This is a genomic window from Neisseria sp., from assembly GCF_030523955.1.
Classification (GTDB): domain Bacteria; phylum Pseudomonadota; class Gammaproteobacteria; order Burkholderiales; family Neisseriaceae; genus Neisseria.
The window spans coordinates 1-13015 of sequence record NZ_JAUNHL010000003.1; the positions used below are offsets into that span (position 1 = coordinate 1).

At 52.6% G+C, this 13015-nt stretch carries 7 protein-coding genes; 5 read left to right on the plus strand and 2 right to left on the minus strand.

The window, feature by feature from the left end; all coding sequences use genetic code 11:
* From Q4C79_RS01175 to Q4C79_RS01190, 4 genes are all read left to right on the plus strand, one after another.
* A partial coding sequence (locus Q4C79_RS01175) for an Ig-like domain-containing protein (protein ID WP_303089205.1) occupies positions 1-5642 on the plus strand: 5642 nt, incomplete at its 5' end.
* 248 nt (positions 5643-5890) lie between these two features.
* A complete protein-coding gene (locus Q4C79_RS01180) occupies positions 5891-7474 on the plus strand; it encodes an inorganic phosphate transporter (protein ID WP_303089206.1) in 1584 nt (527 codons plus the stop codon).
* Positions 7475-7714: 240 nt separating this feature from the next.
* Entirely contained in the window at positions 7715-8866 is a 1152-nt protein-coding gene (locus Q4C79_RS01185; protein ID WP_303089207.1) for an ATP phosphoribosyltransferase regulatory subunit, read from the plus strand.
* Positions 8867-8904: 38 nt separating this feature from the next.
* The gene (locus Q4C79_RS01190) at positions 8905-10206 is read left to right on the plus strand and encodes an adenylosuccinate synthase (RefSeq protein WP_303089208.1); all 1302 of its coding nucleotides are present in this window, start codon (positions 8905-8907) and stop codon (positions 10204-10206) included.
* Positions 10207-10367: 161 nt separating this feature from the next.
* Here Q4C79_RS01190 and Q4C79_RS01195 read toward each other — a convergent pair whose 3' ends face one another.
* Both Q4C79_RS01195 and Q4C79_RS01200 read right to left on the minus strand, forming a co-directional pair.
* Entirely contained in the window at positions 10368-10877 is a 510-nt protein-coding gene (locus tag Q4C79_RS01195; RefSeq protein ID WP_303089209.1) for an RDD family protein, read from the minus strand.
* A gap of 168 nt (positions 10878-11045) precedes the next feature.
* A complete protein-coding gene (locus tag Q4C79_RS01200; protein WP_303089210.1) occupies positions 11046-11849 on the minus strand; it encodes an outer membrane protein assembly factor BamD in 804 nt (267 codons plus the stop codon).
* On the opposite strand from Q4C79_RS01200, the gene rluD reads away from it, so the two are divergent.
* Positions 11848-12969, plus strand: coding sequence for a 23S rRNA pseudouridine(1911/1915/1917) synthase RluD (gene rluD / locus Q4C79_RS01205; RefSeq protein WP_303089211.1), 1122 nt, complete (start codon positions 11848-11850; stop codon positions 12967-12969). The two genes, Q4C79_RS01200 and rluD, sit on opposite strands and share 2 nt — an antisense overlap.
* The last annotated feature ends 46 nt before the right edge of the window (positions 12970-13015 follow it).

The following is a 13015-nucleotide window of genomic DNA, read 5'->3' on the forward strand; positions in this document are numbered from 1 at the left end:
TTAGTGTGCGTGTACAAACCGCAGACGATGCCGGCAATAGCGCCGAAGGCAGCGCCACCCTGGCCTACGCGGTGGATACCGAAATCGCCGAACCGGTTATCACCCTCGAGCCGCTAACCGCGGACAACATCATCAATGCGGCGGAATCGCAAACCGCCCTGACCGTTTCCGGCAAAGTGGCCAATGCCCGCGACGGCGACCCAATCACCCTCACCGTCGGCGATCAAAGCTACACCGCCGCCGTACAAAACGGCAGCTTTAGCATCAGCGTCGAAGGCTCCGTACTGGCCGCCCACAACGAAATTAGTGTGCGTGTACAAACCGCAGACGATGCCGGCAATAGCGCCGAAGGCAGCGCTACTCTTGCCTACGCGGTGGATACCGAAATCGCCGAACCGGTCATCCAAATTCATTCGATTGCAGAAGACGACATCATCAATTTAGTCGAGTCGCAAACCGAAACCACCATGCTCTCCGGCACGGTCGACAATGCCCGCGAGAACGATGAAATCGTATTGACCATCGGCGAAGCGGTCTACCGCGGTACGGTAAACGGCGGTGTCTTTAATGTAGCGGTAGACACCAAAACCCTACTCAACCACGGTAAGGTAGCCGCCTCGCTCACCACTGTCGACGATGTGCAAAACAGTGCGACCGGTCATGCTGAACGCAGTTATCGCGTCGATACGGAATACGCCCCCACCATCAGCTTGAATAAAATAGCCGGCGACAATATTCTGAACATCAGCGAATCGGAAGGCACCGTAACCGTTACCGGCAAAGTTACCGACGTTGCCGACGGTGAAGACGTTTTGGTTTCGTGCGGCTGCGAAAGTTGCGGCACGGTAAACTGGATCGATATTTGGGCCAAAGTACAAAACGGCGGCTTTACTGTAGACTTTTCCGGCACCGAAATCAAAGCCGACGGCTATAACATCATCAAAGCCAGCGTAACCTCCAGCGACGAGGCAGGCAATACCGCCACCGTCGAAACCAGCCAAAGCTACACTAAAGACCTACAAGCTCCTGAAGTGGGCGTTTCGATCGATGTCATTGCCGGCGACGACATCCTCACTCAAGCAGAGCGCGCCCAAAGCAGCCACCGTATTTCCGGTACGATAACCGGTATGCAGGAAGGCGAACAGATCAGCAGCGTGTCGCTTGAAATAAACGGCCAAAATTATGAGCCGCTTATCAACGGTGATAGCTATTCTGCCGAAATTCCCACCGATCAATTGGCCGCCGCCGATCATGTCACCGTTTATGCAACCGTTATCGACGCAGCGGGCAACCGTACGGTTGCGGAAAACAGCCGCAGCTACCACCCCAGTGTTCCCAAACCCGTGATCACACTGGATCCGGTTGCCGGAGACGACTACATCAACAAAGCCGAAGCCGACGGCAACGCAATTACCCTTTCCGGCAGCGTGGAAAATGTTGCCGATGGTACCGAAATCAAACTGGTTGCCGTCAGCCAGTCGGTTACTGCCTTGGTTACCGGCGGTCGCTTCAGTACAGATGTCGCCAAAACTTTCTTCGGCATTGCCAACAATACCAATCAGCTAAACGGTACCCTCACCGCTTCGGTCAATACGCCGAACGATGCGGGTGTAAACGAAACCACAAGCGCATCGCGCCCTTATCGTGTTGATTTGGTTAACGCCACCGCCATCACCATTGACTCCATCACCGGCGACAACGTACTCGATGAAAACGAAATCGCACAATCATCGGTAACCATTTCGGGCAAAGTCACCGACGGCAAACCGGGTGAAACGGTTACGGTTACCGTAAACAAAATTGTTTACACCACCACCGTACAAGCCGACGGTACCTACCGTGTAGAAGCCGAACCCGCCCGCTTCGCCCCGACCGCCGCAGAAGGTAAATATGCGGTATTGGCCAGTGTTGCCCGAGTGGATGCGGCAGGTAATACCGGCTCCAGTGCTACGGTAAGCACATCCAGAATGCTTCTCGTCGATAAAACCCCGCCCACCGGCACGATCGTGTTCGACAGCATTACCGGTGACAACATCATCAATCAAAACGAAGCGGCGCAGGCAACCGTTACCGTATCCGGCAAAGTAACCGGCTTGAAAGACGGCGATGACGTACAGTCGGTTACCCTGGTCATTGCCGGCCAAGAATATCCGGCCAAACTTTTGGGAACCACTTTCAATGCGGCGATACCATCCGATGTTATTACCGCCAATACCGTAATCAGCGCCAAAGGAGAAGTAAAAGACTCTACCGGCCGCATTGCTGAAGCCGTCGGTGCAACTCAAAACTACAGTCTGCAAACCACGCCGCCCACCGTGGAAATCAATATCGACAGCATCAACGGCGGCAAAGCGCTTAATGCGGCAGGCCTGTCTGAAAAAGTGATGATCGAGGGTTCGTTGGTATTGGGCGCCACCGCTGTGGCAAATAGTGCCACGGTAACCGTAACCATCAATGGTACCGATTACGCGCCCACTCTTTCCGGCACCCGTTGGCAACTGGAAGTACCCGCTACCGTACTGGCGACCGGCGAAGGCGACCTGAATCTGGCTGCCTCCGTAACCGTTGCAGACACTCATGGCAATATCGGAAGTAATCAAACGAGTGGTAACTACCGTGTGGACACCGTCGCACCTGCCCCCGTTATCGTGCTGGATCCCATCGCGGTTGACGATATCATCGACAGCAGCGAAAACAACGGCGATATCGTCTTGTCCGGCACCGTCAGCGGCGAATTCAAAGAAGGCGATAAGGTGATTCTGACCGTCAACAGCAGCTCCTTTGAAGCGGATGTCGGCAGCGGCGGCATATTCTCCGCCAACGTTTCCGCCGCTCTGTTGGTTGCGGCCCAGATTCCTGCTGTCAAAGCTGCCATCACCACCACCGACGACGCCGGTAATACCGGCTCGGCGCAAACCAGCCGCGGATACAGCGTGAAAAACGGCGATATCGATATCCGGCTAAACCTCATCACCGGCGACGATCTGATCAATGTTACCGAAGCCAAACAGGAAATCACGATTTCCGGCAGCGTTTCGGGCACAGACGCCCAGCCCGGCCAAACCGTGCAATTATCCGTTAACGGCGAAGTTTTCAACGTTACCGTGCAAGACGACTATCGCTTCAGCCAAACCCTTAGCGCCGGCAAACTGCTTGCCGACGGTGATTACACCGTACAAGCAAGCATTCAGACAGGCAACGGATCATCAGCCAAAACTTCGCGCAGCTACGAAGTCGCTGCCGAAGCAGCCGCCCGAATCGACATCACCGGTATCAGCAGCAATTTTGACGCCTCTCTACCGCAAGCGGTTTCCAATACCCGCATCAGCGGTGTCATCGAACTGAACGAAGGCGTATTTACCGAAGGCATGAACGACGAAGTTCTGCGCCAGATTACCGTAACCATAGGCGAGAAAAGCTACCGTGCGGGTGTGAAAGCCGACCGTAGTTTTTATCTGGATATTCCCACCGAAGAATTGGCCACCCTCAACGGCCAAACCCTCAGCTTCAAAGTAAATGCCGATCCGCTGCTTTACGATTTAGTACAGACAGATACCAATAGCTACCGCATCAATACGCTGGCACGCAATACAACGGTACCGGTCAAATCGGTTACGTTCGACAGCCCCTTTATCGAACAAAATCAGGACGGTCAATACGTCGTGAGCAACGCCGAGGCGGTTAAAACGGACATCAGCGGTATCGTAAGCGGCAGTGCCAAAGCCGGTGACACCGTTACCTTGGACGTTGGCGGCAAAATCTATACCACGCAAGTGAGCGACGACCTGACCTTTAGCGCCGCGGTATTGGCGGAAGACCTGACATCGGCACAAACCGTACGCGCCGTATTGAACACCCATGATCTCTCCGGCGCAAGCATCAGCGTTGCCGATACCGAAAACTATGCCGCACCCAATCAAAACGGTGGAACATTCGTCAGCGCGCACAGCAAAATGAGCGGTACGGTCAACAGCGACCATAGTGCTGCAAATTACAATTTCCCGTATTTCATTCAGAAAACCGGCAGCCTCAACGGCGGCAGTTATGGTATCCCTTTCGGCGGCAAGACCGACGGGCCGGCCATTATTAAATACCACTTCCTGACACTCGACGAAATCAATGCTCTTCCGGCGAATTACAACAATTCTATCGACAGAAGTACGATGACCACTTATTCGTCGGATTTGCAGACCATCATACGCAACGCGTATAAAGAGATCAGCGCCGTTACCAACATCGAATTCGTCGAAGTCGGCAGCATGGCCGAAGCCAATACCAACTACATCATGGGCAACCTGATCAACGGTTTCGAAGGCTCTTCCGCCATCGCCTACAACGGCGGCCTGATTGCATGGAACAGCCGCCACAACTATATGTCGTGGGGTAAAGAGTTTGTCCATTACACCGTATTGCACGAAGTCACCCACACCCTCGGCATGGCGCATACCTCCGGCGGTTTTACCGGTGATTATAAAAAAGAAGAAACCATCGAGTTTTCCAATATGTCGTATAACGCCTATGTCAACAACGCCCTGTTTTTGACCCAAGGGCACTTGCGCACTTACGATTTGGCCTATCTGCATTACGCGTTCGGCATCAACCAAAACGTTCGTACCGGCAACGATACCTATACCTTTAAAAACTACAATATGTATAGCCAAGATGCCGACCGTTATATCTGGGACGCAGGCGGCGTCGATACCTTTGATGTATCGGATGAAAAACAGGGGGTTACCGTCAACCTTACTCCCGGTTCGTGGATATATACCGGCGGTAATCTAGAGAAAACCTTCGCCGTGGCAAGCAGCGCCGTTTACGACATGCGCAGCTATTTCGGCTTGGACAGCAGCGCCACGCTGACCGGCAACAGCAGCGCCACCGTTACGCTGAATACTTACACCGAAGGCCAAGCCTTTATCGGTTACGGTACGCAAATTGAAAACCTGATCGGTTCCGAACACGCCGACGTACTGACCGGCAATAACGCCGACAATAATATTTACGGCGGCGCAGGAAACGACACCATCAGCGGCGGCGCAGGAAACGACCATCTCGACGGCGGCAGCGGTGCCGACACCCTTGCCGGCGGTACCGGCAACGACACCTATGTTGTCGACGATGAACAAGACACAGTTATCGAAGCGGCCGATCAAGGCGATGCCGACCATGTGTACAGCAGTGTCACGCATACCCTGTCGGCCAATCTGGAACAGCTGACCCTAATCGGCAATACCGCCGTCAACGGCCAAGGCAACGGATCGGACAATACCTTACACGGCAACGGTGCCGACAATATTCTGGAAGGCTTGGGCGGAAATGACCGCATCATCGGCGGCACCGGCAACGACACCCTCACCGGCGGCGAAGGGCGCGACGTATTCGTGTTCGACAGTATATTGGACGGCAGCATCGATACCATCACCGATTTTGTATACGGCGACGATACCATCGAACTGTCTGCCGCCATTTTCGGTAACATCAGCAATAACATGAACGGTTTTGCCGATTACATCAGCTTCCAAAACAGCACCGGCTATCTCTACTACGACAGCGACGGTAAGGGTCAAACAGACGGCATTCATTTCGCCACCCTGTTAAACAAAGACCTTACCCTCGACAGCAGTAATTTCAATATCGTATAAAATAAAAGGCAAAACAAATGCCTGTCTGAAAAATATTTTCAGACAGGCATTTTTATCTCTTGCGCCTAAAAACCTCTCTCTTTTGACATAATACCCTTTGAGATAAACAACATCCCCATTATAATAGCCCCGAGTTATTCGGGCAGGTAATCAAACGCCTTGCCAAATTTACAAAAAAATCAATATAAAACAATACTATATACAGAGAAATCTGATACCTCTTCTGTTTTCTTAAATAAGGAAATCCCATGGTACAGGCAACAACCGGCCCGATGTATAAAACCAATCTGTTTTTCGCCTCCATGTTTATCGGCATGGTTGGCTATTTTATTTATTGGGGGCTGGGTTATACCCAGCACCACTCCAGTACCGTTTTCATCCTATCCACCCTGTTCGGCGTATTCATGGCCTTCAATATCGGCGGTAACGATGTGGCCAACTCCTTCGGCACCAGCGTCGGCGCCGGTACGCTGACCATCCGCCAGGCATTGCTGGTCGCCGCCGTATTCGAAGTAAGCGGTGCCGTCATCGCCGGCGGCGAAGTCACCGAAACCATACGCAGCGGTATCGTCAATATGGATTCCCTGCCACTGGAGCCGATGCAATTCATCTTCATCATGATGTCCGCCCTGCTGGCCGCCGCATTATGGCTGCTGTTTGCCACCTATAAAGGCTTACCGGTATCGACCACCCATGCCATTATCGGCGGCATTGTCGGCAGTTCCATGCTGTTGGGCTACCAAATTTCCGGCGGCGGCGAATTATCCATGTCGCTGGTTAAATGGAGCGCCATCGGCTCTATCGTTATTTCCTGGGTACTCTCTCCTGTACTCGGTGGTCTTGTATCTTATATTCTGTTTTACCAAATCAAAAAGCACGTTCTCGACTACAACGATGCCGCCGACGAACAGCTCAAACATCTGAAAGCCGAGCGTAAACAGCATAAAGAACAGCATAAATTGCGTTTCGACGCCTTACCCGAACAAGAAAAAATCCAAGTGGCCACCGCCATGGCGCGCGACGCCCAGATTTACAACGAACCCGATTTCGACCCCAACGAACTGGAATCCAATTACTATAAAGGCCTCTATGCCCTCGAACAGCGCAAGCAAGGAGTAGACGCCTACCGCGCCCTACATTCTTGGGTGCCCGCCATCTCCGCACTCGGCGGCATGATGATCGCCTCCATGCTGATTTTCAAAGGCCTGAAAAACCTTGATCTGGGCATGAGCACCTTAAACAGCTTCCTCGTTATCGGCATGATCGGTGCCGGTATCTGGCTCGCCACCTTTATTTACGCCAAAACCTTGAAACGCAAAGATCTCGGCAAATCTACCTTCCTGATGTTCAGCTGGATGCAGGTATTCACCGCTGCCGGTTTCGCCTTCAGCCACGGCGCCAACGATATTGCCAATGCCATCGGCCCCTTTGCCGCCATTCTCGATGTTTTGCGTACCGGCGAAATCGGCGGTTCCGCACCCATCCCGCCGGTCGTCATGATTACCTTCGGTATCGCCCTGATCGTCGGCCTGTGGTTTATCGGTAAAGAAGTCATCGCCACCGTCGGCACCAACCTCGCCAAAATGCACCCATCTTCAGGCTTCACCGCCGAATTGGCTGCCGCTTCCGTCGTAATGATGGCCTCGCTGCTGGGTCTTCCGGTGTCCAGCACCCATATTCTGGTCGGCGCCGTTTTAGGCATCGGTTTGGTAAACCGCAACGCCAACTGGAAAATGATGAAACCCATCGGCCTTGCCTGGGTCATTACCCTGCCCGCCTCCTCCCTTCTCGCCGTTCTTTGCTTCCTCGGCTTAAACGCAATGTTCGGCTAAACCGTTTCATAATGTTCCAAACAAATGCCTGTCTGAAAACTTTTTCAGACAGGCATTTGTTTGATACCGCACCTCTACGCTTATAGAACCCAAGACTGCCGGCGAAAAATAAGCTTTTCCGCGATATATATATTCGGCACATGGATTTTAACGCCGGTTTATGTTAAAGTTTTGCTTTAACAACTTCACAAGCGCAAGGCGGTCCAGCCGCTTTTTTTATGCGTTTCACGGAAATTTCCCATGCAGTCCTGGCAGCTTCCCGAACACATTGCCGATATTCTGCCCAATAGCGCCCGCCATCTGGAAAGCGCAAAAGAGCAGCTTCTGGCCTTATTCCGCGTACACGGCTACGAGCTTGTACACCCCCCGCTGATGGAATACAGCGACTCCCTGCTTACCCATATCGACCCCGGTTTATCTTTGAAAACCATCCGTGTGGTCGACCAATTAAGCGGCCGCCAACTCGGCATCCGTGCCGATATTACGCCGCAGGTGGCACGTATCGATGCGCATTTGCTGTCGGCCAACCAAGGCATCAACCGCTTGTGTTATGCCGGTTCTGTGTTGCACGCCCGGCCGGAAGGGCTTTTAACCACCCGTGAACCGTTTCAGGTCGGTGCCGAATTATACGGCTATGCCGGTGTGGCGGCGGATATCGAACTGATTGATTTGATGCTCAAAGCGCTGCAAATCGGCGATGTCGGCGAGGTTATTTTATCGCTCGGCCATATCGGCATTTTCCGAGCCCTGGCAGAAGCCGCCAATCTGGATACGGCGCAAACCAAGCAATTATCCGAAATGTTGCGCGATAAAGATGCGCGTGCAGTATCCGCGCTGGTAGGAAACTGGCCGCTGAAACCGCAAGAGGCCGCCGCTTTTGCCGCGTTGGCACAATTGTTCGGCGGCAGCGAAGTATTAACCGAAGCGCGCGAACGGCTGCCTTCATTGCCGGCAGTAGAAAAAGCGTTGGCAGAATTGCAAGCTGTGGTCGACGCTTTTCCCTCGGCAACCATTCACATCGATTTGGCCGAATTGCGCGTGGTAGAATACCACACCGGTTTGCTCTATTCGGTGTACAGCAGCGACTTTCACGATGCGCTGGCACGCGGCGGCCGTTACGACGGCTTGGGCAAACATTTCGGCCGTGCCCGTCCTGCAACCGGCTTTAGTTTCGATTTGCGCCTGTTTGCCGGCCGCCTGCCCAAGCAAAAGCGCCCGGATACGGTGGCGGTAGCCGAAGCCGATTTGGCCGCAGCGCGCGAAACAGTGGAACAATTGCGCCGCGAGGGCGTAACGGTGGCGGTCGATTACGGCTTGCCCGCCAACAGTATGCAAAACAGCTCCCGCCGCTTGGTTTGGCAAGACGGCGCATGGCAGATTATTGAAAATTGATTTGATTGGTTATTTGATTAATTTCTTTCCGACAGGTAGTGATTATGGCTAAAAACGTGGTGGTTATCGGCTCGCAATGGGGCGATGAAGGCAAAGGTAAAATCGTGGACTGGCTGGCCGAGCAGGCCAGCGGCGTGGTGCGCTTTCAAGGTGGTCATAATGCCGGCCACACTTTGGTGGTGGGCGGCAAAAAAACTATTTTACGCCTGATTCCAAGCGGTATTCTGCATGAATCTCTGGATTGCTACATCGGCTCCGGCGTAGTGGTATCACCCGAAGCGCTGTTGTCGGAAATCGACGAATTAAATGCTGCCGGCGTAAAAAACGTAGAAGGCCGCCTGAAAATCGCGCCGACCTGCACCCTGATTCTGCCTTACCACATCGCGCTCGACCAAGCGCGCGAAGCTTCGCGCGGCGCTTCGAAAATCGGTACCACCGGCCGCGGCATCGGCCCGGCCTACGAAGACAAAGTAGCGCGCCGCTCGATCCGTGCTGTCGATTTGTTCGATATGGATAAAATCACGGCCAAAGTGCAGGCCAATGTGGATTTGTATAATGTTCAGTTGCAACATCTGCACAATGCCGACCCGGTATCGTTCGAGGCGGTAATGGAGAAAATCCGCTCCTTCCGCGAACGTATGCTGCCGATGATCAGCGATGTAGCCGCTGCTTTATACGAAAAAGGCCAAAAAGGCGAATGTTTGTTGTTTGAAGGTGCGCAAGGTACGCTTTTGGATATCGATTACGGCACTTACCCTTATGTAACCTCTTCCAACTGTTTGGCCGGTGCAGCCTCGCCCGGTGCCGGCGTGCCGCCGCAAATGCTGAATTACGTTTTGGGCATTGTCAAAGCCTATACCACCCGCGTGGGTTCCGGCCCTTTCCCGACCGAGTTGTTTGACGAAGTCGGCGCAGGTTTGGCCAAACGCGGCAACGAATTCGGTTCGGTAACCGGCCGTCCGCGCCGTTGCGGCTGGTTTGATGCCGCGGCATTGAAACGTTCGATTCAGATTAACGGCATCAGCGGCATGTGCATCACCAAGCTGGATGTGATGGACGGCATGGAGGAAATCAAAATCGGTACCGGCTACGAATTCGAAGGCAAACACATCGACATCCTGCCCTTCGGCGCCGATGCGGTGGAAAAATGCGTGCCGGTATACGAAACCCTGCCCGGCTGGAGCGAATCAACCGTAGGCGTAAAGGATTACGATGCGCTGCCGGAAAACGCCAAGCGTTACCTGAAAAGGATTGAGGAATTGTGCGGCGCACCGATTGCGATTATCTCCACCGGCCCCGACCGAGAAGAAACCATTTTGCTGCAACATCCGTTTGCTTAAGCAGATATTTAAAATGCCTGTCTGAAAACATTTTCAGACAGGCATTTTATAGTGACTTAAATTCAGAATAGGACAAGGCGACGAGCCGCAGACAGTACAGATAGTACGGCAAGGCGAGACAACGCTGTACTATTCTGAATTTAAGTCACTATATTTGCTGCTCACTTATCCGCCTGCTCAACCAAGCGCGTACCCGCGAGCGCATCATAGAGAAACTGTCTGTCCGGGTTAAGCAATGCATAACCCCAAGGTAATATCCACCAGAACAAAGCGGTAGAGGCTGCGATTTTCGGCTCAATGCCCATACTGTGCAAAACGCTGTAGGCCAGCAGCGGAATAAACACCAGAAATACGCAAGCCCAAATAAAACGCATTTTGAATTCTTTGGTGCTCGGCCGTTGCCCGCTTCGGTTGACCATACCGATTTTCCATACACGCATCGGCAGCGTCTGCCCTTTGCGCTGCCAGTTAGCGCGAAAATACAGCCACCAGCCGCCGATGATAATTATGCATACAGCAATACTGGCCAACGGTAGCCAAACACGCCCCAACACCGTGGCTGCGATGCCGGCGGGTATCATCGCGATACAAGTTACTGCGGCGGTAAGCAAAAGTTCGTAAACCAATGAAGCAAAACGACGTTTCAATGAAGCAGTAGTCGGCGTGTACATAGGGATTCTCGGTAATATAGCGGATTCAATTCATTTTCAATACAAGGCAGCAAGCCGAAGACAGTAGGCAGTACAAGTAGTAAAGTAAAGTTAATCCGCTCTAATAGGCAACAAATAAAACAGTAAAAAAGGATGGTTAATCCATCCTTTTTTTTCAGACAGGCATACTTATTTCCAATAACGCCACCAAGGCATCATGTCTGGCTTCCAGTCTTGCTGCAAATAAGGGCTTTGCGGGAAATTCTGCTCCAGCACACGGCGGGTGTCGGCAGCCAGTTGCGGACGGTCAATCCGCTTGTAGGACAACTCCATGATGGCCAACGCTTCTTCGACAAAACGGGTATTCTGGAATTGGGCAATGATTTTTTGCGAACGGTTGATGGCCGCCAGATAAGCACCGCGGTTCATATAATAACGAGCGACCGCCATTTCATTACCGGCCAGCGCGTCAACCAGTTTGGCCATGCGCTCGCGCGCGTCATCGGCATAGCGGCTTTGAGGAAATCTTTCCACCAATTGTGCAAACGCAGCATAGGCTTCGCGGTTGGCTTTCGGATCGCGGTCCGACCAGTCTTGGGCGGCCAGTTTGTTCACGAAAGATTTGTCTTCGTTAAATAAAATCAAGCCTTTGAGATATAGAGCATAATCCAAGCTTTGGCTTTGCGGATACAGCTTTTCAAAACGCTCCACCTCGGCCAGCGCCATGGCCGGCTGCTCGTCTTTATAATAAGCATAAGCGGTATCCAAGCGCGCCTGCTGCGCATAAATACCGGTAGGGAAACGCGACTGCAAGAGTTCATATAACTTGATGGCTCGCGTATAATTGCGGCTGTTAAGTTCGTCCTGTGCTTCGGTATAGAGTTTTTCTACCGACCAGCTTTGGGTGATTTGCGCATCCTTGTCGGTTGCCTCGGTCGATGCACAACCGGCCAGCGCCAGTCCCAGTGTAACAACTAAAAGAATTTTTTTCATGCAGAACACTTCCTTTGAAAATGAAGCCGATTATAACGATGATTTCGGCTTTTCGGCAGTCCCCGATGCAGAAAGTTGCATAAATTTAACTGTTCCGGTGGAATTAGCCGGCCTGCGGCTCGATGCTGCAATGGCCAAATTGCTGCCGGATTACTCGCGCAGCAGGTTATCCGGCTGGATTAAAGACGGCGCGGTAACGGTAAACGGCAAAAGCGCCCAACCTAAGGACAAAATGATAGGCGGCGAGCAATTACAGGTAACCGTACAAGAGAGCGAAGAAGTTCTGGCTTTCACGCCAGAACCCATGGAATTGGACATCGTTTATGAAGACGACAGCGTGTTGGTACTGAACAAACCCGCCGGTTTGGTAGTACACCCCGCAGCCGGTAATTGGAGCGGCACGCTGCTAAACGGCCTGTTGGCCTATTGCCCGGCACTTGCCCAAGTACCGAGGGCAGGTATTGTTCACCGCTTGGACAAAGACACCAGCGGCCTGATGGTGGTGGCAAAAACCCTGCAAGCGCAAAACCATTTGGTGCAGCAATTGCAGGAACGCACGGTAAAACGGATTTACCGCGCAGTGGCCAACGGCGTAGTGCCGTTTGACGGCAAAATCGATACTTTAATCGGTCGTGACCCGCACAACCGCTTGAAAATGGCAGTAGTAAAATTCGGCGGCAAACCGGCCGTTACCCATGTAAAAGTATTGGAACGCTATGGCTCGCACAGCTATATCGAATGCGCATTGGAAACCGGACGCACCCATCAGATTCGGGTACACATGCGCGAAGCCAATCATCCGCTGGCGGGCGATCCGGTATACGGTAATCCGCGCCATCCGGCACCGGATGCGGTAAAAGACGTGATTAAAAACCTTGGCCGCCAAGCTCTGCATGCCTTCCGCCTCAGCTTCGTGCATCCGCAAAGCGGTGAAACGGTTTCCGTTGAAGCGCCGCTGCCGCAGGATATTTATCATTTGCTATCGGTATTGCGCCTTGAAAACGGCATGGATTCTTCCTTGAGCAATGAAGCCGAATGGCAGGATTATCTGTCCGAAGAAGATGACGATGATTGGAATGAAGACGATTACGACGTAGAAGTGGTTTATCTGAAAGAATAAAAAACGGCACCCTTGAAAAGGTGCCTTTTGATTATTTCTATGGAAA